20 protein-coding genes and 1 pseudogene are annotated in these 24,390 nt (G+C 38.2%); 11 read left to right on the top strand and 10 right to left on the bottom strand.

The window, feature by feature from the left end; genetic code table 11:
- Nucleotides 1–48: 48 nt before the first annotated feature.
- Complete coding sequence (locus tag HWX04_RS01110; protein ID WP_175868404.1) at nucleotides 49–1,233, bottom strand: DNA recombination protein RmuC; 1,185 nt, start codon at nucleotides 1,231–1,233, stop codon at nucleotides 49–51.
- Nucleotides 1,234–1,324: 91 nt separating this feature from the next.
- On the opposite strand from HWX04_RS01110, the gene def reads away from it, so the two are divergent.
- The 3 genes from def to truA are packed head-to-tail and all read left to right on the top strand — an operon-like array spanning nucleotide 1,325 to nucleotide 3,529.
- Nucleotides 1,325–1,855 carry a peptide deformylase gene (gene def / locus HWX04_RS01105; protein ID WP_175868403.1) on the top strand — a complete coding sequence of 177 codons (531 nt, stop codon included), beginning with the start codon at nucleotides 1,325–1,327 and terminating at the stop codon, nucleotides 1,853–1,855.
- Nucleotides 1,855–2,784, top strand: coding sequence for a methionyl-tRNA formyltransferase (fmt, locus tag HWX04_RS01100; RefSeq protein ID WP_175868402.1), 930 nt, complete (start codon nucleotides 1,855–1,857; stop codon nucleotides 2,782–2,784). Before def ends, fmt begins: the two co-directional genes overlap by 1 nt.
- A 1-nt stretch (nucleotide 2,785) precedes the next feature.
- Complete coding sequence (truA, locus tag HWX04_RS01095; protein WP_175868401.1) at nucleotides 2,786–3,529, top strand: tRNA pseudouridine(38-40) synthase TruA; 744 nt, start codon at nucleotides 2,786–2,788, stop codon at nucleotides 3,527–3,529.
- Nucleotides 3,530–3,560: 31 nt separating this feature from the next.
- Here truA and HWX04_RS01090 read toward each other — a convergent pair.
- Nucleotides 3,561–4,422: pseudogene (locus HWX04_RS01090) on the bottom strand (LOG family protein).
- Between the two features lie 108 nt (nucleotides 4,423–4,530).
- Between HWX04_RS01090 and dapD the strand changes: the two are divergent.
- Complete coding sequence (gene dapD, locus HWX04_RS01085) at nucleotides 4,531–5,379, top strand: 2,3,4,5-tetrahydropyridine-2,6-dicarboxylate N-succinyltransferase (RefSeq protein ID WP_175868400.1); 849 nt, start codon at nucleotides 4,531–4,533, stop codon at nucleotides 5,377–5,379.
- An 84-nt stretch (nucleotides 5,380–5,463) separates the two neighbouring features.
- On the opposite strand, the gene lepA is transcribed toward dapD, so the two are convergent.
- From lepA to dnaK, 5 genes are all read right to left on the bottom strand, one after another.
- A complete protein-coding gene (gene lepA / locus HWX04_RS01080) occupies nucleotides 5,464–7,269 on the bottom strand; it encodes a translation elongation factor 4 (RefSeq protein ID WP_175868399.1) in 1,806 nt (601 codons plus the stop codon).
- Between the two features lie 1,393 nt (nucleotides 7,270–8,662).
- The gene (locus tag HWX04_RS01075) at nucleotides 8,663–9,577 is read right to left on the bottom strand and encodes a DMT family transporter (protein ID WP_175868398.1); all 915 of its coding nucleotides are present in this window, start codon (nucleotides 9,575–9,577) and stop codon (nucleotides 8,663–8,665) included.
- Between the two features lie 32 nt (nucleotides 9,578–9,609).
- Nucleotides 9,610–10,515 (bottom strand): acetylglutamate kinase, encoded by a 906-nt coding sequence (gene argB / locus HWX04_RS01070; protein WP_175868397.1) that lies wholly within the window; start codon nucleotides 10,513–10,515, stop codon nucleotides 9,610–9,612.
- 1,207 nt (nucleotides 10,516–11,722) lie between these two features.
- Nucleotides 11,723–12,865: a molecular chaperone DnaJ gene (gene dnaJ / locus HWX04_RS01065; protein WP_175868436.1), complete on the bottom strand. Its 1,143-nt coding sequence runs from the start codon at nucleotides 12,863–12,865 to the stop codon at nucleotides 11,723–11,725.
- A gap of 159 nt (nucleotides 12,866–13,024) precedes the next feature.
- Nucleotides 13,025–14,917 (bottom strand): molecular chaperone DnaK, encoded by a 1,893-nt coding sequence (gene dnaK / locus HWX04_RS01060; RefSeq protein WP_175868396.1) that lies wholly within the window; start codon nucleotides 14,915–14,917, stop codon nucleotides 13,025–13,027.
- Between the two features lie 764 nt (nucleotides 14,918–15,681).
- Between dnaK and HWX04_RS01055 the strand changes: the two genes are divergently transcribed.
- The gene (locus tag HWX04_RS01055; RefSeq protein ID WP_175868395.1) at nucleotides 15,682–16,236 is read left to right on the top strand and encodes a copper chaperone PCu(A)C; all 555 of its coding nucleotides are present in this window, start codon (nucleotides 15,682–15,684) and stop codon (nucleotides 16,234–16,236) included.
- Nucleotides 16,237–16,346: 110 nt separating this feature from the next.
- Here HWX04_RS01055 and lysM read toward each other — a convergent pair whose 3' ends face one another.
- Nucleotides 16,347–16,802, bottom strand: a complete 456-nt coding sequence (gene lysM / locus HWX04_RS01050) for a peptidoglycan-binding protein LysM (RefSeq protein WP_175868394.1) — start codon at nucleotides 16,800–16,802, stop codon at nucleotides 16,347–16,349.
- Nucleotides 16,803–17,189: 387 nt separating this feature from the next.
- Between lysM and HWX04_RS01045 the strand changes: the two genes are divergently transcribed.
- The 6 genes from HWX04_RS01045 (at nucleotide 17,190) to thpR (ending at nucleotide 22,244) form a co-directional block, all read left to right on the top strand.
- A complete protein-coding gene (locus tag HWX04_RS01045; RefSeq protein ID WP_175868393.1) occupies nucleotides 17,190–17,912 on the top strand; it encodes a response regulator transcription factor in 723 nt (240 codons plus the stop codon).
- Nucleotides 17,913–17,951: 39 nt separating this feature from the next.
- Entirely contained in the window at nucleotides 17,952–19,736 is a 1,785-nt protein-coding gene (locus HWX04_RS01040; RefSeq protein WP_175868392.1) for a sensor histidine kinase, read from the top strand.
- 24 nt (nucleotides 19,737–19,760) lie between these two features.
- Entirely contained in the window at nucleotides 19,761–20,225 is a 465-nt protein-coding gene (locus tag HWX04_RS01035) for an HPr kinase/phosphatase C-terminal domain-containing protein (protein WP_175868391.1), read from the top strand.
- A 136-nt stretch (nucleotides 20,226–20,361) separates the two neighbouring features.
- On the top strand, nucleotides 20,362–20,760 hold the full coding sequence (locus tag HWX04_RS01030; protein WP_175868390.1) for a PTS sugar transporter subunit IIA: 399 nt from the start codon (nucleotides 20,362–20,364) through the stop codon (nucleotides 20,758–20,760).
- A gap of 17 nt (nucleotides 20,761–20,777) precedes the next feature.
- The gene (locus tag HWX04_RS01025; protein ID WP_175868389.1) at nucleotides 20,778–21,074 is read left to right on the top strand and encodes an HPr family phosphocarrier protein; all 297 of its coding nucleotides are present in this window, start codon (nucleotides 20,778–20,780) and stop codon (nucleotides 21,072–21,074) included.
- A 630-nt stretch (nucleotides 21,075–21,704) separates the two neighbouring features.
- Nucleotides 21,705–22,244, top strand: coding sequence for an RNA 2',3'-cyclic phosphodiesterase (gene thpR, locus HWX04_RS01020; RefSeq protein ID WP_175868388.1), 540 nt, complete (start codon nucleotides 21,705–21,707; stop codon nucleotides 22,242–22,244).
- A 100-nt stretch (nucleotides 22,245–22,344) separates the two neighbouring features.
- On the opposite strand, the gene grpE is transcribed toward thpR, so the two are convergent.
- The gene (gene grpE, locus HWX04_RS01015) at nucleotides 22,345–23,004 is read right to left on the bottom strand and encodes a nucleotide exchange factor GrpE (RefSeq protein ID WP_175868387.1); all 660 of its coding nucleotides are present in this window, start codon (nucleotides 23,002–23,004) and stop codon (nucleotides 22,345–22,347) included.
- A gap of 125 nt (nucleotides 23,005–23,129) precedes the next feature.
- On the bottom strand, nucleotides 23,130–24,200 hold the full coding sequence (hrcA, locus tag HWX04_RS01010) for a heat-inducible transcriptional repressor HrcA (RefSeq protein WP_175868386.1): 1,071 nt from the start codon (nucleotides 24,198–24,200) through the stop codon (nucleotides 23,130–23,132).
- Between the last annotated feature and the right edge of the window lie 190 nt (nucleotides 24,201–24,390).

Here is a 24,390-nt window from a genome sequence, read left to right as displayed (position 1 = left end):
ATAAAGAACACGATCTTAACTTGTGATTATTCAAAAGCTTGCTTTACTTTATTCTTCATCAACCAAACGCAATGTTTGCAACTGAGCCGATGTTGTCATTTTTGCTGGTTCAGAATAATTGTCTTTTAACTCGAAAGTTTCAATGCGATTTGCCCGTTTCATAATTTTGGAAGATGAGATTAAAATCCCTTCTATATCTTCACCAGCTTTGTAAAAATGCTTCTGTAAGGCGCGAACACGCGTATCCATTCTTCTAAAATTTTCCATCAATTTTGCTACTTCTGACTGAATCAAATGTGCTTGTTCACGCATCCGCGCATCTTTCATAATGGTTTGTACAACCTGAACAGAGAGCATCAACAAAGACGGCGATACAATAATCACATGGGCTTTATTGGCTTTTTGTACCACTGGTTCAAAATCCTCATAAATTGTGGCAAAAATCGATTCCGATGGCACAAAGAGAAAAGCAGTATCATGGGTTTCTCCAGGAATAAGATATTTTTGTGCAATATCACGAATATGAACTTCCATATCAGTGCGAAATTGGCGTTCTGCCTCTTGACGCTCTTGAGCTATCGTTGCTTTGCGTATGGTATTCCAAGCTTCCAGAGGAAATTTAGCATCCACAACAAGAGAAGGTGCTTTATTTGGCATGTGAATGAGACAATCTGGCCGCTTTCCATTGGAAAGAACCGCCTGAAAAACATAAGAATTAGCTGGTAGAGCATCGGCAATAATCGCTTCCATACGCCCTTGACCAAAAGTACCCCGCGTCTGCTTATTGCTTAAAATGGCCTGCAGTTGCACAACCTGTCCGGTAAGTGACTGAATATTATTTTGCGCTGCATCAATGACTGCTAAACGCTCTTGCAAACGATTCAAATTCTCATAAGTTGATTTTGTCTGTACCTGAAGTGTTTGCCCTATATTGGTTGTCATACCATTGAGTTGCTCACTAAGTGATTTATTCAATTCAGCTTGCCTTTGACCAAAAATTTCAGCCATCGTTTGCATTCGCCCTTGCATTTCAGCTTGTGTTTTGAGCAATATAGCCATCTGCTCTTGTGCTGCACGAGCATGCTTGGCAACTTCACTTTCCAAAAATGCCTTTTTCCGATGAGAATAAATTAACATAAAACATGCTAAGCAAACGAGTATTAGTAAAAGCAAAATACTTAGTTTCGCAAAAGATTCATCAGCAAGTATAAAAGAAAAAAACGAATCAAACATGAGAGGTAATATAACGCCCTCATTATAAAAAAGCGCAAGAATTTGTTATTCAATATTGACCGATACACAAGCATTGATTAATCTGTGCCTCATGGCAACAAGATCTTTAGTTACTTTACCGGACCCAATTTTACGGGAAGTGTCCAAACCCATCGAACATGTTGATGCAGCCCTCCAAAAGCTTGCGGATGATATGTTGGAAACTATGTATAATGCCCAGGGCGTTGGTCTTGCTGCTATCCAAATTGGCATACCACTGCGCATGCTGGTTATGGATATCTCTCCGAATGATACGCCGAAAAATCCGTTTGTCATTATCAACCCAGAAATCTTATGGCTTTCAGAAGAACGTAATATTCACAAAGAAGGCTGTCTTTCTATTCCTGACTATTTTGCGGAAGTTGAACGCCCTAAACGCCTACGTGTTCGCTATCAGAACCGAGAAGGAAAACAAACAGAAATTGAAGCAGATGATTTGTTGGCGACTTGTTTGCAACATGAAATGGATCATTTAGATGGGCGTCTTTTTATTGATTACATTTCAAAAATCAAACGTGATATGGTGATACGAAAATTTAAAAAACGTGCAAAAGAAAAAACGACACAGGAAGCAGTTTTGTAATGGCATTACGGTTGAGTTTTATGGGAACACCTAGTTTTTCTATTCCCATTTTACATGCTTTGTTAGATGCGGGGCATGATGTTGTCGCCGTTTATAGTCAACCCCCTCGCCCAGCAGGACGTCGTGGCCTCAAACTCATCCCCTCACCTGTACAAAATGCAGCAGAAGAAAAATCTATTCCCGTATTTGCGCCCCAAACACTCAAAACAACCGAACAGCAAGCCCAATTTGCAGCGCTTCGTGTTGATGCTGCTGTTGTGGTTGCCTATGGCCTCTTCTTACCGAAAGCTATTCTTGAAACACCGCGTTTTGGATGTTTTAATGCCCATGCTTCCCTTTTACCACGGTGGCGTGGTGCTGCACCTATTCAGCGCGCAATTATGGCTGGAGATAAAGAAACGGGGATGATGATTATGAAAATGGATGAGGGACTTGATACAGGGCCTATTGCCCTCTCACGCTCTCTCCCCATCACTGATACCACCACTTTGGGTGAACTTTCAAATAAACTTTCATATATCGGTGCAGAACTTATGATAGAAGCTCTATCTGCTTTGGAAAAAGGACAGCTCCAACTTACGCCACAATCAGCAGAAGGTATTACCTATGCTGCCAAAATCAAAAAAGAAGAAACCCGCATTGATTGGACAAAGTCTGCTGAATTTATTCATCGATATATTCGTGCACTCTCTCCCTTTCCTGGCTGCTGGTGTAATATGAATATCGCTGGACAAGAAGAACGCGTAAAAATTCTTGGAAGTCGTTTAACAATAGGTTCTTCGCTTGAAATTGGTCGAATAGAACCAGATTCTTTGATTGTCCATTGTGGACAAGGGCGTCTTGAAATAACCCACCTGCAAAGATCTGGTGGTAAAGTTCTTGAGAGCGCAAGCTTTTTGCGAGGCGCTCATATTTCTGCTGTTTTTTAATATGCCACGTTTTAAACTCACTCTTGAATATGATGGATCAAATTATGCTGGCTGGCAGCGTCAAGTAGAGCTTCATACTATACAAGGAGCTCTTGAAGTGGCAATTTTTCGCTTTAGTGGGCAACAATTAACCATTAAAACAGCAGGTCGAACGGATGCAGGTGTCCATGCCACGGGGCAGGTTGCCCATGTTGATTTTGAAAAAAACTGGCACACACATACGGTCCATGATGCGCTTAATGCTCTTTTACGTCAACAGGGAGAAGCGATTTCAATCTTAAATGTAGAAAATGTCCCTGATGATTTTGATGCACGATTTTCCGCCATTAAGCGCCATTATCTTTTTAAAATTCTCAATCGCCGCTCTCCACCAGCCCTAAATGCCAAACGTGTGTGGTGGTTGCCAAAACCTCTTAATGCGCAAGTTATGCATGAAGCGGCTCAAAAACTTGTAGGAAAACATGATTTTACCACTTTTCGCTCGGTCCATTGCCAAGCCAAAAGCCCTGTTCGTACCCTTGAATGTCTTGATGTAAAAAGAGAAGGGGAAGAGATCTTTCTCTATGCACGGGCACGTTCTTTTCTTCATCATCAAATCCGTTCCTTTGCCGGAAGCCTTATGGAAGTTGGTGTTGGGCGCTGGAGTCCTCAAGATCTTGAGGAAGCTCTCCATGCTAAAGATCGTACACGTTGTGGTGTTGTTGCACCACCTTCAGGACTTTATTTGACTAAGGTAGAATATTAATTATCCTTCAAGGCTTCTTCTTAAAGAGCAATTAAGGAAGCTTATAAAAGGAACGAATTTCTTCAAAAGCTTCTGCTGCAGTATTGACAAATTTTACCAAATCAATATCAGAGGGAGAAATTGTACCTTGCACTGATAAATAATCAAAATTGATCGCATTGTCCCAAAATTCTTTGCCAAAGAGTAAAATCGGTATCTGTTTCATACGCCTTGTCTGTATTAAAGTTAATGTCTCAAACAGCTCATCTAAAGTCCCAAATCCTCCAGGAAAAATCACTAATGCCTTTGCCCGCATGAGAAAATGCATTTTTCGCATCCCTAAATAATGAAAATTAAAACATAAATGCGGCGTTACATAAGGATTAGGCTTCTGCTCATGAGGTAAAACAACATTCAAACCAACAGTTGGTGCACCAACATCAATGGCACCACGATTTCCTGCTTCCATTATCCCTGGTCCGCCCCCTGTGACAACGACAAATTCACGATATTCTGTCATAGCAGAATAGCGTGAACATAAACGTGCAAATTCCCTTGCCTCATCGTAGTAATGGGACATAGCGTGTAAATTTCTCTTTTGTGTTTCATTTTTTGCTGCCCATGCTGCTTGTCCAGATTCAGGAATCCGCGCACCACCAAATAAAACAACGGTTGATTGAATATCATATTCTTGTAAAGTTATTTCCGGTTTTAAAAACTCAAGAGCAATCCTTTGTGAGCGTAGTTCTGGACGCATCATAAACTCTTCATCGATATAAGCCAAACGATAAGTAGATGAACGCATTTGTGCTGAATCAGAGGCTTTTTTTACCTGTTGTAGAACATCCTTTGCATGGAGAAGTGGTGTCCAATTGTTCTGTTTTACCCCGCGTTTTTTTATAATCTTTTTTCATACACTCGTCCGATTTCCTATCGTTTTATTGACTGAACACATTTCTTCGCGTAGTTCATAGAGAGTAATAAATCTTGAAGCTTTCAACTTGTTTAATGGAACTCTGGTCATGACTCATCTCACACAACTTGAAATGATTATTGAAAAAGCATTTGACGACCGCAATTCTATCAATACGACAACAAAGGGGGAAATTCGTGAGAGTGTCGAACATGCATTAAACCTTCTTGATAAGGGAGAAGTTCGTGTTGCAGAATGTCAAAAAAATGGACAATGGCATGTTCATCAATGGTTGAAAAAAGCTGTCCTTCTCTCTTTTCGCCTCAATCCTATGCATATCATTTCTGGTGGTAGTAATCAATCATATTGGTGGGATAAAATCTCTTCGAAATTTTCTGATTGGCAAGAAGAAGACTTTCAAAAAGCGGGGTTCCGTTCCGTTCCTGGAGCGATTGTACGCCATTCTGCCTATATTGCACCAAACGTCATACTCATGCCCTCCTTTGTCAATCTTGGCGCTTTTGTCGATGAGGGCACAATGGTTGATACATGGACAACCGTTGGTTCTTGCGCACAAATTGGCAAACATGTTCATCTTTCTGGTGGTGTTGGAATTGGTGGTGTTTTAGAACCACTGCAAGCCAATCCAACCATTATTGAAGACCATTGTTTTATCGGTGCACGCTCTGAAGTGGTTGAAGGCTGTATTATTCGTGAAGGCGCTGTTTTAGGAATGGGCGTTTTTATTGGAAAATCCACCAAGATTATTGATCGTACAACCGGTGAAATTTTTATAGGAGAAGTTCCCCCCTATTCTGTTGTGGTTCCAGGTTCTCTCCCCAGTAAACCACTGCCCAATGGTGAAGCAGGCCCAAATCTTTATTGTGCTGTTATAGTGAAACGTGTTGATCAAAAAACACGAGAAAAAACATCCATTAATGATCTTTTGCGCCATTAAAGTGCAGTTTTAAAAAACTCTAGCCAATAAAAAAACTAAAAAAATGCAATTAAAATTAATAAGGGAGGATCCTCCCTTATTTTGTTATTTACTCATTTTGAGTGCTTGAATAAAAGCAGACTGTGGAATTTCTACCTTTCCAAATTGACGCATCCGTTTTTTACCTTCTTTTTGCTTTTCTAAAAGTTTGCGCTTACGCGTGACATCGCCCCCATAACATTTTGCTGTTACATCTTTACGCAAAGCACGAATTGTTTCACGCGCTATAACTTTACCACCAATAGCCGCTTGAATTGGAATCTGAAACATATGCTGAGGAATAAGATATTTCAGTTTTTCGCACATGGAACGCCCGCGCTTTTCTGCAATCGTGCGGTGTACAAGCATCGATAATGCATCAATAGGTTCTCCATTCACCAAAATAGACATTTTAACTAAATCCCCCTCTGTATAATCCGTCATCTGATAATCAAAAGAAGCATACCCCTTTGAAATTGATTTTACGCGATCATAAAAATCAAAAACGACTTCATTGAGTGGTAAATCATATGTCACCATAGCACGCGTTCCAACATAAGATAAACCAACCTGTATCCCGCGCCGCTCTTGGCAAAGTTCCAAAATTGACCCAAGATAACTATCAGGAGTCATGATTGTCGCTCTAATCCACGGTTCTTCGATGGAAGAAATTTTAACCACATCAGGCATATCTGCTGGATTATGAAGCTCCTTTACAGAACCATCATTCATATTCATGCGATAAACAACCGAAGGTGCAGTGGCAATTAAATCCAAATTAAATTCACGCTCTAACCGCTCTTGAATAATTTCAAGATGAAGAAGCCCTAAAAAGCCACACCGAAAACCAAACCCCAAAGCCGCAGATGTTTCCATTTCAAAAGAAAAACTCGCATCATTTAAGCGTAATTTACCCATGGCTGCACGCAAATCATAAAAATCGGCAGCATCTATGGGAAAGAGTCCACAAAAAACAACAGGTTGGGCAGGCTTAAAACCCGGCAAGGCCTCTTCACAAGGGCGGCGTTCTTCCGTAATGGTATCACCAACCCGCGTATCTGCAACTTCCTTAATAGAAGCGGTTATAAAGCCAATCTCGCCTGGCCCCAATTCATCAACTTGAACCATTTTGGGAGTAAAAACACCAACGCGCTCAACGGGATATTTTGCTCCTGTCCCCATCATGCGAATGGTTTGACATTTTTTCAAAACACCATCAATCACCCTTACCAAAACGATGACACCAAGATATGCATCATACCAACTATCAACCAACATCGCCTTTAAAGGCTTGTTAACATCACCAGTATGGGGGGGTGGTAATTGTGCAACAATTGCTTCTAAAACATCAGGAACACCTAAGCCTGTTTTTGCTGATATTTCCACAGCCTCCGATGTATCGATACCTATCACATCTTCAATTTGTTCTTTTACACACTCAGGTTCTGCCGCAGGGAGATCAACCTTATTAAGCACAACCACCAGCTCATGGGAATTATCAATAGCTTGATAAACATTTGCTAATGTCTGTGCCTCTACACCTTGGCTCGCATCTACCACCAATAGTGAACCTTCACACGCTGCTAGTGACCGCGAAACTTCATAAGCAAAATCCACATGACCTGGTGTATCCATAAGATTTAAAATATAGGTTTCACCATTTTTTGCTTTATAGTGTAAACGTACCGTTTGTGCTTTAATGGTAATCCCACGTTCACGCTCAATATCCATGGAATCAAGCACTTGTTCTTTCATCTCGCGGATCTCAAGCCCCCCTGTCATTTGAATCAAACGATCCGCTAAAGTGGACTTGCCGTGATCAATATGTGCCACGATGGAAAAATTACGAATATAATTACGATCTATTGTCATATAAGGCGATTTAGCAAAGAATAATACAAAACGCAAAGACCAATTATGTTCTATCGAGAACCTTTCAAAAGAATATTAATCAAAAGAGCTTCTCAAAACACAACTTCTCATAGCCTAAAAAATAAGGCTTTTATCTACTAAATTAAATACCAAAGGGACTAAAATGATCTTTTCACATTTTGTTTGATAGACTCATAGGCTGGATAAGCCGGTACGTGCCATAACACACTTTGCTAACCTCCAATGTTGCTATGATCCTTGGCACTTAAAAGAATGTATAGGAGGCATGCCTTTCTTGTACAGTTTTAACCGCATGGCTCACCTACTTATGAGGTAAAAGAAAATGATTTGAACTGATTTAACATGAAAAAGTTTTACGATATTCAGGATTTTAATTCAATGTGAATAATGCTATATTAGCATTATAAATCAAAGTATTACAGGAATATAGGGTGGCTGCGTATGTTCCTTAAACTTTCAATAAAATTTGCAAGAAATGCTTTTTTATTTGTACGCAATAATCTGCTTTTTGAGCAATCCTATATAAAATAAATGCATGTTGAAAGGGACAGTTTTCTTCTCAACGTTTAAAACTTTAGAAATAAGTTTTATTGAGTAGAGTTTTTATGTACCTTTTATACAACTCCTTTCGTGTTCCATTAAAGATAAAAACATCAATCCTCTTCGAACCAGTGGATAACACATTGATTTATAAATGATCGTTTATTGTTTTGCAATTTAAATGAAAACTCTGAATATCGCTAACCTCTTTCATTTTAAACTTTTTCATAGTGAATCAATTAAATTTTTTCTCTTCCCCAATACAAACATGGCTGTTATGTCGATACAATCGTTTAAGAAATGAATAAAAATGCTTCATTCTCTTTCAAATGCTAAAGGCTGTCGTAAGGAAACTGATAAAGAAAATGCTGGCGCCTTTTATTTTAAGTAAAATGGTGATGCTCTGTGATTTTTAGTGTTCTTTTAAAAAGCGTAGCAATGAACAACATTATGGGGGACTACTTTGGGCGTTCTATTTTGCATGAAAATCATAATTCTATGAAAGAACAAAAGAAATAACATGCGGCAATGCATAATTTCCATTACAGATATTATCTTGGATGTTTTTTGAAAGTTGTAAAGCCAAATTTTAAAATAACCGTAAAGATGAGGATTGGTTTTTGTCTTTACCACTTCATGCTCTGCCTCAATGAGGTTTGACTTTCCTTCTCAGAGGTTAAGCAAACAAATATTTTGGATCCAATTTTGCATACAAAAGCAGGAACAGTTTATAAAGCCTTTTAATCATCTTTATATTTTTAAAAAGCCTCAAAAATGAAAACTCTGCAAGCAAAAAACTCATGCAATAAAATCATCATAGGAAGGTGAATCGCTAATCAATTGTTTCAATTGCTTTATTTTTTTTACGCCATTGTGAAGGTTGTAACTCAGCAAAAATGATCCCAATCAGAATAAGCAAACCACCCAATAAAGCTAAAGGAGATAAATGCTCTCCAGCCAAACGCCCAACGATACCAGCCCATACCGGTTCACCTGCATAAATGAGTGTTGCACGCGTAGGGGAAATAGACTTTTGTGCCCAATTCATAGCCAATTGAATAATCGCACTCATGAGTGCCAATCCCATACCGATACTAAACCATACCCACGAAAATTCAGGAATGCTTTCACCCATCAAAAGCATAAAAGCAAATGAAAAAAAACCACTGAAGAATAATTGGATAATGGTCACACGCCGACTATCAACCTTGTTGGCAAAAATTCCGATAAGTATGACTTCTCCAGCAATCGCTAAAGCGCCCAACAAAGTCAAAATTTTGCCTCTTGAAAAATCAAAACTTCCCGGTTTTTGTCCTGAAACAAGTACAAGCCCGATAAAAGCGAAAACAATACCAACCCAACCGGCAAAACGGGGAGGTTTTTTAAAAACAATCCATTGCAAGATTGGAACCATCGGAACATAAAGCGCTGTAATAAAAGCCGACTGACTACTAATAATCGTTTGAAGTCCAGCTGCTTGCAAAGCATAACCCAAAAACATGGCTAAACCAATTGCCATCCCAGCAAAAACTTCATAAACAGTCATATCTTTTATAGAACGCCAAAAAATTGTTCCACATATCAAGGATGCAACAATAAAACGGAATCCAACAAAAAACAGAGGACCACTATAGCGCACCGCGATGTGAACCACTAAAAATGTGATGCCCCACAATATCGTTGCAGCAAATATTGCCAATTCTGGTTTACTTAATAAAGGATATTTAAACTGTTTGATATTCGTCATGAAAAGCCTTCTCCTCCTCTTTTCCGTACAATTTATGAAACAATAAGCGTTCCAACTCCCTGTTCGGTAAACAGCTCTAGTAAAACAGAATGAGGGGTTTTTCCATTTAAAATGACAACACCTTCCACACCATTTTGAAGGGCTTTCACACAAGTTTCTACTTTTGGAATCATGCCTCCTGAAATTGTTCCATTTTTGATAAGTTTCTCAGCTTCAGAAACTGTCAATTCTTTTAAAAATTTACCCTGTTTATCCAAAACACCAGGAACATCCGTGAGGAATAAAAGACGTTTGGCCTCTAATGCACCGGCAATAGCTCCAGCAAAAATATCAGCATTAATATTATAGGTTTTACCATCCCGTCCTGGAGCCACAGGAGCAAGAACCGGTATCATTTCAGAACAGGCTAAAAGATCCAGCAATCTACGATCAACTTCAATAGGCTCACCAACAAACCCCAAGTCTAGAACACGTTCAATATGCGAATCAGGATCAATGACAGTTCTATAAGCCTTTTCGGCAAAAACCATATTGCCATCCTTACCGCACAGCCCTATTGCCCATTCACCCTCAGCATTGATGAGAGCAACTATTTCCTTATTAATAGAACCCGCTAAAACCATTTCAACCACTTCAACGATCCGCTCATCGGTTACCCGTAAACCGTTTTCAAATCGTGATTTAATCCCCATTTTCATTAAAATTTCAGCAATTTGAGGTCCACCACCATGAACAACAACAGGATTAATCCCTGATTGCTTTAATAGAGCAATATCACGCGCAAATGCTCGCCCCAAAGCAGGATCACCCATAGCATGACCGCCATATTTTACCACAACCGTTTCATTTTCGTATTTTTGCATATAAGGTAAAGCAGACGATAAAAATGCTGCTTGTTTTTCCAAAACATCGACAGCACTGTTTTTAGCATCATCCATTAATAGAGCCTCCTCATCACTTTTTACTATCTCTTAGTAAAATTTAGAAAAAGTGAAAACAATAAAACAACGCTTTACTCTATCCATCCCCCTAAAAATCGTCAATTTTCCTTCAAATTACGAAAAGGTAATAACGAGATGAAATAATAAAACAACTTCCTCAATAAAATTAACAGAGAAAAATTAAACAAAATAAGCGCAAAAAACGTCATTATTTTATAACTTATGTATAAAACTGAAGAATAAAATTTTTAAGCTACGCTGTACAATCAACTCATTCGTTTACCTTTATGGACACTTAACAATGAATAAGAATATATACAACTATTGATTTCGTAAGATAAAAATAAAATTTTCTTATAATGATATTTTAGCTTTTTATATCGTCAAAAATAAGAGAGCTGAATAGAAGAATGTTTTGTCATTTTAACTCTCAAATTCCAAATCAATAAAAACCATTGTCTTTCACATTAAAAATGAAACTGGTATATGAAGTCATATACTATTGGTTTATAATCATAGTGTAGCGTTTATCCAATTAAAATGATCTATATTTTAGAGGAAACTGTGGTTAAGAACATGAAAATAGCGCCTATACAATCAGTAATGAGAGATTATATTATTGTAGTCTTATTATGGAGCTTTAAAACGGGCTTTGAGTGAAAAAATCATAGAAAAGAAAAATAAACACAAAATTTTAAATGCTCGGCTTCTTCCTCTCCTGTAAAGAAGAAGATTCTTAAGAGGTTTTATTTGTAAATAATCTGGATTCTTATTGGGCTGGTTCCACCAGATGTCCGCTCATGTGATTGATTCACTTAAGACTCTCCAAACAAGTCTAATAACCACGCACGTCTAAAAATACTTCATGTGTACAAGAGACTTATATATCTTGTATCACTATCTTAAATGACGATCTTTTACAGCACAACAAGATCAATGCCGTTAACACTGGAAATATTATCAATCATTCAATTGCATCTTTATATGGATAAGCCCTTTTTAAAATGTTATAGACATTCAAAAGCAAGACTTATCCATGAAATGCAAAAACTCTCCACAGCGGGAACTTACACTAAATTAATTGTTTCTCTCTTTTCTTTTCAAGTCAAAAGAATGCTTTTCAAAGATGATGAGATAATAGAAAGTTTAATGAAAAATAACCTTCCAACAGTGTTTTCTCATTTTCTGAAAGCATTCAGCTATTTTAACCAGAAATATTTTCAAAAAATTCTTTCATACGTGAAAAAAAACCATGTGATTGTGGTGAATTCTCATGATTTGAGAGCTTTTCAAATTTTTTCAATAGTTCACGTTGCTCTGGCGTGAGTTTCTGCGGTGTTTCAATCGTGATATGGATATAAAGGTCACCCCTTGTTTGCTGACGGCGCAACATGGGCATGCCTTTTCCCTTAAGGCGGAATTGACGTCCATTTTGTGTCCCTTCAGGAATCTTAACACGTGCTTTAACACCATCAAGGTCTAAAACTTCAAACTCTCCTCCTAAAGCCGCTGTTACCATTGAAATAGGAACGCGACAGTGAAGATCTGCCCCTTCTCGCTGAAAAAATTCATGCGGTTTAACGGAAAGAAAAATATAAAGGTCACCATTGGGGCCACCCCGAATACCAGCATCTCCCTCACCAGAAAGACGAATACGCGTCCCATCTTCAATACCAGCTGGAACATTCACGCTCAATGAACGATTTTTCTCTATGCGTCGTGTCCCCTGACATTTGGGGCATGGATCCATAATCATTTCACCACGTCCATGACATGTATGACATGTTCTCTCAATAGAAAAGAAACCTTGTGCAGCACGTACACGACCAGATCCATGACATGTTCCACAAACTTGCGGACTAGAGCCCTTTCTTGCTCCTGAACCTTCACAAACATCGCACGTGACGGAACTAGGAATATTAATTTCTGCTGTTTTTCCTGAAAATGCCTCTTCTAAGGTCACTTCCATATTATAACTCAGATCTGCACCACGTTCGCGACCATCACCACGCTTGCGGTGTACCCCTCCCATCATCTCACCAAAAAAGTCTTCAAAAATATCAGCAAATCCACCACCCGCAGCAAAACCGCTAAAGGGATTTCCTCCCCCTTGACCACCGCTATTTTCAAAGGCCGCATGACCAAATCGGTCATAAGCAGCACGCTTTTGTGGGTCTTTCAGAACTTCATAGGCTTCACCAATTTCTTTGAATTTTCGCTCTGCCTCTTTATCCCCAGCGTTGCGATCAGGATGATATTGCATTGCCAACTTACGAAAAGCAGATTTTAATTTTTTATCATCACATTCACGAGTCACGCCAAGAATTTCATAATAATCAACCTTCATCATGTATTCCTGATAGTTTTTTTATCATCCATCTTTACGGATAATATCGCTTTTAATTTATATTTTTAACAACAAAGTTGCAACTTATCTCAAATAACAAAGCCCAGCCTTATATTTCAAAGGCCGGGTTTATTAAATTAATCAATACATATGCTGACACTATTTCTTCTTATCATTAACTTCTTCAAAATCAGCATCGACAACATCATCATCCTTTGTCTCTGTTTCAGTATCAGTGCCTGTTGCTTGTGACGCTTCATACATAGCCTGTCCAAGCTTCATACTGACTTCTGCTAATTTTTGCATTTTTGTTGTTACTTCTTCCGTATCACTGCCTTCAAGCGCAGATTTCAAATCAGATATTGCTGTTTCAATCTGTCCCTTTTCTTCAGCTGATACTTTATCGCCATATTCATTGAGTGATTTTTCCGTTGAATGAATAAGAGCCTCTGCCTGATTTCTGGCTTCAACACCTTCACGGCGTTTTTTATCTTCAGCTGCATGTTCTTCTGCATCCTGCACCATTTTTTCAATATCAGCATCACTTAAACCACCAGATGCCTGAATACGAATTTGATGCTCTTTACCCGTTCCCTTATCTTTGGCTGAAACATTAACAATACCATTTGCATCAATATCAAAAGTAACTTCAATTTGAGGTATCCCACGCGGTGCTGGAGGAATACCAACAAGATCAAATTGAGCCAATAACTTATTATCACTGGCCATTTCTCGTTCACCTTGGAAAACGCGAATCGTCACAGCACTCTGGTTATCATCAGCTGTTGAAAAAACTTGCGATTTTTTCGTCGGGATAGTGGTATTGCGCTCAATGAGACGTGTGAAAACTCCCCCCAATGTTTCAATCCCTAAGGATAAAGGTGTTACATCTAGCAGCAATACGTCTTTGACATCGCCTTGTAAGACCCCCCCTTGAATAGCAGCACCCATTGCAACCACTTCATCGGGATTAACACCTTTGTGTGGATCCTTGCCAAAAAAACTCTGCACAACTTGCTGAATCTTGGGCATACGGGTCATCCCGCCCACTAAAACAACTTCATCAATCTCACCAGCTTTTAATCCAGCATCTTTTAATGCAGCTTTACAAGGCTCGATGGTACGCTGCACTAAATCATCAACGAGAGATTCAAATTTTGCCCGAGTCAATTTCATTGTTAAGTGCTTGGGACCTGATTGATCTGCCGTGATAAATGGTAAATTGATTTCTGTTTGCTGTGATGAAGAAAGCTCTATCTTTGCTTTTTCTGCCGCTTCTTTTAAGCGCTGTAAAGCAAGCTTATCATTCTTCAGATCAATTCCTTGCTCTTTTTTGAATTCATCGGCAAAATAACCAACCAAGCGCATGTCAAAGTCTTCCCCCCCTAAGAAGGTATCCCCATTAGTTGATTTAACTTCAAAAACACCATCTCCAATTTCAAGGACTGAAATATCAAATGTACCACCACCAAGATCGTAAACAGCAATTGTTTTTCCATCCTTTTTGTCCAAACCATAAGCTAAAGCAGCAGCAGTTGGCTCATTAATAATCCGTAAAACTTCAAGTCCAGCAATTTTACCCGCATCTTTAGTTGCTTGACGTTGTGCATCATTAAAATAGGCAGGAACAGTAATAACTGCTTGTTCAACTTTTTCACCAAGATAAGATTCTGCTGTTTCCTTCATCTTTTGCAAAATCATAGCTGAAATTTGCGATGGAGAATATTTCTTACCCGCTTCTTCAACCCATGCATCGCCATTGTCACCTTTAACAATTTTATAAGGCACAAGTGCTTTATCTTTTTCAACCATAGGGTCATCAAAACGGCGGCCTATCAAACGTTTCACTGCAAAGACTGTTCCTTCAGGATTTGTTACCGCCTGCCGTTTAGCAGGCTGTCCAACAAGCCGCTCTCCCCCATCAGTAAAGGCAACAACGGAAGGTGTTGTTCGCGCTCCTTCTGAGTTTTCGATAACCTTTGCGTTTTTGCCATCCATCACAGCCACACAAGAGTTCGTTGTTCCTAAATCAATACCAATTACTTTTGCCATATTATAATCTCCATTCAGCAAGCTACCTCAACCTTCATAAAGCATCTTTTTAAGATAGCTCCTCATAACACTCAAAGCCCGTATCCTGCTTTAAGCAACATAAATAACAAACCGCAAGTCGCAACAAGCCTCGCTGCCTCGTATATAAGAACAGGATTTTATTGCTACAAGAGAATAATGAGAGAAACATCTCCAAAATAAAAAAATTCTTTTAAAATAGGGTCTCTAACTGATCTATAAATACCATCTTTATGAAAGACTTGAGATCATAATATATTTTCTTGCAATTCTCCACAACCATATCTGTCTATAAAAATAAAGAGAATAATTACACACGCGTTCTTGATTTCTCATCATGAATTAAGAAATACTGACATAAAAGCTTTTTTTAACTGTATCCTTCTGAAATTTGAAAATATATAAAATGCCTCTGTATAAACGCCTTAAAGCATCAAGAGCTGTCGTAACACTAGGATTTGATCAAGTATATGAGCTTTGTGTATTGTATTTTTATTCAGTAAAATAGTGGTGGATCATAAAACTTTACCATTTACAAATAATTTTGTGAGATAACCACGGAAATGTTGAGAGATGTTTTGTCTTTGTAAACCTTACTGTTTTCCTTTAAGATCCAAGAGCTCTATGATTTCTATTTCCATATTTAAATCAATTTTATTTGAGCAATTCTTTTCTTTTATTTTAAATAAAAAATCTCTAAAATAAAAGAAATTCAAAGTGTAAATCTTATGAAGGAGGGTGAATCAATGGTGACATCTATTATCAAGAAAATAACAAATCTCATCTTTAAGAATACAATACATACACAATATTCATACAAAAAGGTTATCGTAAATATCGTGTATACTCTTCTCTTTGCCGGTATAACTCTACCAGCCAGTGCTCAGCAATACAAACTTGGTGACATAGAAATTCTCAATCCTTGGGCACGCGAAACACCTAAAGGCGCAAAAGTTAGTAGCGGTTATCTCTATATTATTAATCACAATAATATCCCAGACCGCTTAGTTTCTATTGCCACAAATGGCGTAAAAACAACAGAAATGCATACTATGACAGTTGTTAATGATATTATGAAAATGGAAAAACTGCATAATGGCATCGAAATTCCGGGAAATGGCGAAATCACACTTAAACCTGGTGGTGATCATATTATGTTTATGGGACTTTCACAACCATTCAAGCCAGGTGATAAAATTAGCGCAAAATTGACATTTGAGAACGCAGGAACCATTAATGTTGATTTCTCTGTAAACGCTATGAAAACAACCTTCCCTTCTCAATCCACTCCTGTCCACTAAGCTCTTTTATTATAAACACACAATTTTATAAAATGAAGAAGCGTGAATTTTTACGCTTCTTCATTTTGTTTAATGCCATAACATAAGCAAAAATTATCCTTTTTGATGCGTTAAATATGATCAATTTCAGGAATACGCAAAACTTGTCCAGGATAAATTTTATCAGGAGATTTTAGCATTGGTTTATTGGCCTCAAAAATAAATGTGTTTTTATCACCTTGGCCTTTTCCATAAACCTCCTCAGCGATTTTCCAAAGATTATCACCAGATTTAACCTCGTAAAAACGAGAAGTTTTTTTAGGCGTCGTATCGATAACCTTTAATTGCTCAACATCCACAGAAGAAATACCTTGTGAATTGCCAACAACCAGAAGTGCCTTTTCAAGTGTTTCCCTATCTGGAACCTCACCGCTTAAAATAGCTTTACCGTCTTCAACTTGAATATTGACTTTTTCTGTATCGAGTTGAAAATGATTAAATGCGGCCTTAAAGTCTTTTTCTTTTGGTTCATGGTCCCCTATACCTAACTTTTCCCCTACAGTTTTAATAAAATTAAAAAATCCCATTATGACCTCCTTTCGTATAGCAGAAACAAATTTTTGTGCATATATTGCCACATTCTTTTCTTTGCTCTTAAAACACATAGGCGGATTTTCTAAACTTCAACAATCAAAACTAAGCCTGTTCAATTTTGGGACAAAGACAATAATAAACTTTGCAATAAATTTTAATAAAAAAAGCCTTTATGCAAATTTTCTCTCAAACTAAGGGATCTTAATAGACGTAGAAACATTATAAATTATGAAAGCAAAACAAGATTTTACAGGAATGATAAAAGGTTTTTTACTTTGCTACAATTTGTATCATATTTGTTTTGCAAAAAAAATGAGAACTCCCATATAAAATAAGTGTGGGTAATTTGCTACCACAGCAATAGAAAGGTCTAAGAAACCATGAAAGATACACCAACAATCACGCAAACGATTGTACTTGTTGATGATGATCGCAATATTTTGACATCTCTATCTTTTGCGCTTGAGACAGAAGGATATCGGGTTGAAAGCTATACAGATGGAGCATCCGCACTCAAAGGTCTCACACTTCACCCCCCACATTTAGCTATTTTTGATATTAAAATGCCCCGAATGGATGGGATGGAGCTCTTGCGTCGTTTACGTCAAAAATCTGATCTTCCTGTTATTTTTCTTACGTCTAAAGATGATGAAATTGATGAATTATTTGGTCTTAAAATGGGAGCTGATGATTTTATTACAAAACCTTTCTCCCAACGTCTTCTCATTGAGCGTGTGAAAGCTATTTTGCGCCGTTCTAATGCACGTAACCAACCGCTTGCTACAGGAACTGCTTCCACCTCTTCTCTCAAACGTGGAGATCTTGTGATGGATCAAGAACGTCACACCTGTACATGGAAAGATAAACCTGTTATTTTAACTGTTACAGAATTTTTGATTCTGCAAACCCTCGCACAAAGACCAGGCGTTGTAAAAAGTCGTGATGCTTTAATGGATGCTGCCTATAGTGATCAGGTCTACGTAGATGATCGCACCATTGATAGTCACATTAAGCGTCTGCGTAAAAAATTTAAACAAGTGGATGATGATTTTGCAATGATTGAAACACTTTATGGTGTAGGTTATCGTTTTCACGAGGTATAAAACTGCTTTGTCGCAAAAATTTGAACGGCAATCAAATCGATGACAGACAATTCTCAACTGGAAACTCTAAAAAAAATAGCCCCTAACGGTATATCCTCAACGCCATTTTTTATGTTTGCTCGTTTACATCTTCGAACACAACGTCTCTTTAGACAATTGCTTTTTTCCAGTCTCACACGCCGCATTGTTATATTAAACATTGCTGCCCTTGCCGTTCTGGTTACAGGCATTTTATACCTTAATCAATTTCGCGACGGCTTAATTGAAGCAAAAATTAAAAGTTTATGTACCCAAGGAAAAATTATCGCTGGGGCTATTGCTGCTTCTGCAACAGTAGATACAAATTCTATCCTTATTGACCCCCAAAAACTCTTAGAGTTACAGACTGGTGAAAGCGTTACACCCGCCCCTCAATCAACTGACTCTTGGGATTTCCCCATTAACCCTGAGCAAGTTGCCCCTCTTTTACGACGACTCATAACACCTAAAACAACAAGAGCACGTATCTATGATCGTGATGCTACTTTGCTTCTTGATTCGCGCGTTCTTTATTCTAGTGGAGAAGTTTTTAGCTATGATTTACCCCCACTTAAAACAGAACAAAACATGTGGGATCGCCTTACTTCATGGTATTCAAACACATTCTATGGAAAAGGTATTGCTCTTGATAGAGAACAAACAAAAAACCGTGGTATTGCTTATCCAGAAGTGTACCGAGCATTAAACGGATCTCTTGCTACCGCCAAAAGACGCAACAGACAAGGTCAACTTATTGTTTCTGTTGCCGTTCCTGTTCAACGCTATCGCGCAGTGGTTGGCGCCCTTCTTCTTTCAACTACCGGCTCCGATATTGATAATATTGTAAAGGCCGAAAGACTGGTTATATTTAAAGTCTTTGCCGTTGTAGGCAGCGTACTTTTGGTTCTTTCTCTCTTTTTAGCCCACACGATTGCCCATCCATTAAGCAAATTATCTGCCTCTGCTAACCGAGTACGTAATGGCAATAATCAGCGTGTAGAAATTCCTGATTTTTCAATGCGTGAAGATGAAATTGGTCATCTCTCAGCCTCTATTCGTGACATGACTAATGCCCTTTATATGCGTATTGAAGCCATTGAACGCTTTGCGGCTGATGTAAGCCACGAATTAAAAAATCCCCTCACTTCTCTACGCAGCGCTGTTGAAACCCTCCCTCTGGCTAAAAATGAAGAAGCACAAGAAAAACTGCTTGAAATTATTCAACATGATGTGCGCCGTCTTGATCGGTTGATTACAGATATTTCTGATGCATCGCGGCTCGATGCAGAGCTTGCACGAGAAACTGCAGAAATCGTTGATATGACACCGCTTTTGGAAAGTCTTGTTCACGCCGTTCAGGAAGTATACCGCAATGCGCAAACCATCGATGTAAGCCTTAATATTATTCCACGTCCTCATGGAAAAGCTTATCTTGTATTAGGACATGAGCTCCGGTTAGGGCAAGTGATTTCAAATCTTCTTGAAAATGCACGTTCCTTTATTCCCCGCAATCGTGGCAAAATTTGCATTACTATGAAAAGTCATGCTTCAACTCTTATTTTAACCATTGAAGACAACGGCCCCGGTATTCGTTCAGAAAATATTGAACGCATTTTTGAACGTTTCTATACTGATCGACCAAACGAGGATGCTTTTGGACAAAACTCTGGACTTGGTCTTTCTATTAGTCGGCAAATCATCGAGGCCCATAATGGGACGATTACAGCCGAAAATATTATTGATCCAGCACTTGGAAAATGTAAAACTGGCGCACGGTTTATTATTATGCTTCCCCTCGTTAAATAAATTTTTTATCCAAAGTAAAGGTACATGAAAACAAAATGTGAAACACTCCACGCCAATTGCCTTCAACTGGGTGGAAAGGGGTTGTTAATTATAGGTCCATCGGGATCAGGGAAATCGACCCTCACTCTTGCTTTGCTCGACCGCGCTGAATGGTCAAAACGTGAAGCAAAACTTATCAGTGATGATTATACAATGCTGCGTGCAGAAAATGGAAAACTTCATGGATACACGCCTGACAACTTACAGGGCGGTATTGAGATTCGTGGCGTTGGTCTTTATATGATAGAATTTCAAAAGCATACAATTATCGATTGTGTTGTTTTTCTCGGTCCTGAATATGAACGTTTTTCCACAAATAAAACTTTTCAATTTGAAGATTTGCACATTCCTCTTTTAAAACTTCCCTCTCTTCGCGAAGCCGATTGTACAGCCATTTGTCAAGCTATTGAAGCATTTTTGTTTAGAAAAATATGGCACAAAACTGTCTAATTTTTTCTAAAGACAAAAAAAATCACACTTTTTGCCTTTTTTTTGCAAATTTTTCTTGGCAGTAAGACAAAGCCTTGTAAAATATATTTCCCACCGATATGGTCGGGTCTTATTTAGTTAACAGGAGTTTGCGTAAATGATTGGACTCGTGCTTGTAACGCACGGTGAGCTGGCTGTTGAATTTTTACATGCCGTGGAGCATGTTGTTGGAACACAAGAAAAGTTTGCAACAATATGCGTTTATCCCGATGACGATATAGATCAGCGCCGAGGTGATATTCTAGCCGCAGTAACCGATACAAATACAGATAATGGCGTCATCATATTAACAGATGTATTCGGTGGAACACCATCAAATATAGCTATTCCTGCTATTGAAAAAGGACGCGTTGAAATGATTGCGGGGGTTAATTTGCCCATGCTTATTAAACTGATTTCTATTCGCAAATGTCCTGATATTTCATTATCAGACGCGTTAAGAATAGCACAAGAAGCAGGGCGTAAATATATTAATGTACCAAGTATGATTTTATAACGGATGATAAAATACTGATGCTTTCCAAAGATACCCTCCCCTCTCAAATAAGCCGTCATTTCAGCATCTGTAATAAACGTGGGTTGCATGCAAGGGCTTCTGCAAAATTTGTACAAACTGTTGACAATTTTAATGCCACTGTTGAAGTTGAAAAAGATGGAAAAATCGTTGGTGGATCATCAATTATGGGACTTATGATGCTAGCAGCTTCATCCGGTTGCAATCTTACCATTCGTGTTTGGGGACCAGAAGCAACAGATGCTCTTAATGCTCTTGAAAATCTCATCAATAACAATTTTGGAGAGGAAAACTAGCACTTTCTCACCATCAACAAGGATGATGATCCTTAGAAAGTAAAACTTTCTATCATTATCTCGAATTTTGATTGCTTTTTCCGTTTTTATGCCGAGATTCATATCCGCTGTAGATTGACACAATTATTATAAATGTAATTGCTTGTCATAATTGTATTATGCAGAATTTTTTGCTTTCTTTCCTAACATTATTTGGCCAAATTAAATAGTCGTTGTGTATTATGGCTGTTAGCTAACTTAATCGTATGCTTTACATCTTTACAGAAAAGAGAATTTTGATTTGTACTGAATATATCTTCTTTTACACGAAAGAAAAATCAAGATAATTTTACAAATCATAAAACAATCAACTTTCCTTATTTTCTGCCAATTTTGTAGCCTTTCATAATACAAAAAAATTTCAAACTGCCCATCATTGTGATACAGATCATGAAAACGCAATTTTTATTCTTACTGATATCATAACTATTTTCTTAAAACAAATAAGCTTTGGACATTCATAATTATGGTAAGCATTTTTTAGACATTCTTTTTCTATACTATTGCCTTATCTTCTTTGATACACACCTCTTTCTCATTATCTATCATTGCGCTTGGAGTGGCATCTTTTCATTATAAGGAGATAATATTATGGGTCGTCTATTTAGTGCCCTTCAGATTCCTCAACAAACAACACAACAAATTGTATCGTTGCAAAAGGGCTTACCAAATGTGCAGTGGATTAATCCGCAAAATTTTCACGTAACTTTATCTTTTTTCAGTGAAATTGAAAGAGCTACAGCAGATGTGCTTATGTACACCTTTGAAACAATAAAGCTTCCTCCTTTTATGTTACAAATAGAGGATTTTGATATTTTGGGTTTAGAAAATACTTCCCCCTCTCTTGTTATTCGCATTAAAGCTTGTGAAGCTCTCTATCTTTTACACGAAAAGATGCAATCTATTCGTAGCCATTTAGGTCTCACGCCTGATAAAAGAGAATTTACTCCACATATTACGATTGCGCGACTGCTTGATACTACACCTGAAGACCTTGCTCCTTATCTGTTCTTTCAAAGAAATTTTTCATTTCCTCCTTTTGAGGTCGATCACTTTGTTTTATTTTCATCGCCATCTCCCTTAAGCGATGCTGTGTATCTTGTCAAAGGAAATTGGCGACTTCAAAAATAAAAGGGTGTTTGTAACACCCTTTAAAGTTCTTTGAGAAAAGACCTCATATATATGATACTGCAGAGAATGCCGCATTTACGCTAGAGGCTTGTTATTGATGTTAAGCCGAATCAGTTTCAACAGAAGCCTCTTTTGTCCCTCCTTTAGCTACCCCCACTATAGCTGGACGTAAAACCCTTTCTCCGATAATATAACCGGCCTGAACAACTTGTTGAACAGTGTTATCAGGAACATCGGTATTAGGAATTTCAAACATCGCTTGATGAAAGTGAGGATCAAATTTTTGCCCCTCTGGATGAATTTTCTGCACCCCATGACGTTCTAATGCTGCCATCATGGCACGTTCAGTCATTTCAACACCTTCTGCCAAGGATTTCAAACCAGCATCACTTTCCCGTGCACCTTCTGGAATCGCTTCCAAAGCACGATTGAGATTGTCAGAAACAGATAACATATCTCGTGCAAAATTAGCAATGGAATAAGCCCTCGCATCTGCTACATCGCGTGCAGTACGACGTCGAAGATTTTCCATATCTGCAGCAAATCGTAAAAGCTGATCTTTCAACTCTTTGTTTTCATCCTGTAAAGACGCTAAAGGATCAACCTCATTACTTTCTTCTTCAACATCTCCGTGTGCTTCTGTTTTATGTGTTTTTAAAAATTCATCCGCTGCTTGTTTAAGTGTATTACGATCAGCTGGATTTTTTAAATCACAATTTTCAAATGAAGCGTCAGTAAACTTGTTTTTTTCATCAGACATAAAAATTCTATTCCTTCATAAGATTTGTTATTCTCGATATCGAAATTTTACAGACAAAAATCAAGGGGTATTGATGTATATTAATACAATGAGCTTTTATAGTCCAAATACTTACCTGCATCGTTTTAACGCAATAACTGTGACACAAGTTGAGCTGTATAATAAACCATGGGCACAATCCTTGCATAATTAAGCCGTGTAGGACCAATAACGCCTAAAGCACCAATGACTCTCTGTTGTGAATCACGATAAGGTGCTACGACTAAAGAAGAACCAGAAAGTGAAAATAATTTATTTTCTGAACCAATAAAAATTCGGACCCCTGAACCTTCATCCGTTAAATCGAGAAGCTGTGCCATACTCTCACGTGTTTCAAGATCATCAAACAAATGGCGTAACCGTTCTAAATCTTCTTCCGCTTTCACATCTTCAAGCAAATTACTGCGTCCACGAACAATAAGGTGTATTTTATGATCAGCACCTTCTCCTCCCCAAAGAGCTAATCCCGTTTCAACAAGATGATGTGATAAATCATCAAGTGCAGCCCGTGTTTCTGCGCATAGGCAAGCAATTTCCCCTTTAGCTTCACTCAAGGTACGCCCTTGAATATGAGCATTGAGAAAATTCGTTGCTTCTGACAATTGTGCATGGGTAACCCCTTCTGGCAAATGAACAATACGATTCTCAACCTCACCTTGTTGAGTCACTAAAACAGCAAGAGCATGCTCCCTATCAAGGCGCACAAACTCAATATGTTTCAATGTTCCTTCTTGTTTTGTTGCGAGAACAAGCCCTGCTCCACGGGAGAGATCGGAAAGAACTCGGCTTGCTTGAACAAGAAAATCTTCAACCGATTGTGCATGACCTGCCTCTTTGACTTGCATTTCAATATTTTCTCGCTCTTCGTTTGGCAAATCACCCGCTTCCATAAATGCATCAACAAAAAAGCGTAAACCCGATTGGGTGGGCATTCGCCCTGCCGAAACATGCGGTGCATAAATTAAACCGAGATGTTCAAGATCACTCATCACATTGCGAATCGTCGCAGGTGATAATGTCTGTTGCAAAAGTCGCGAAAGATTGCGTGACCCTACAGGTTCACCATCATTAAGATAGGCTTCAACAATATGGCGAAAAATATCACGCGAACGCTCATCAAGATATTTTAGTTCATTATCAATAGGTTTGTGCTTCATTACAATTGTTTCACTACTTAAAAAACACTCTTCTCTTATATAAGTTTTGCCAAGGCTTGGTCAAATAATCTAAAGTAGTATAAAAATATATTATCCTATTGAGCTATAAAACACCATCTTTTAGAGTAATGATATAAAGCATATAAATTATGCATGAGGTGTTTTTTTATTAGAGTGTGTGATTGGATAT

It is taken from the genome of Bartonella gabonensis (genome assembly GCF_903679515.1).
Classification (GTDB): Bacteria; Pseudomonadota; Alphaproteobacteria; order Rhizobiales; family Rhizobiaceae; genus Bartonella; species Bartonella gabonensis.
This window is presented reverse-complemented; position numbering and strand designations above follow the sequence as displayed.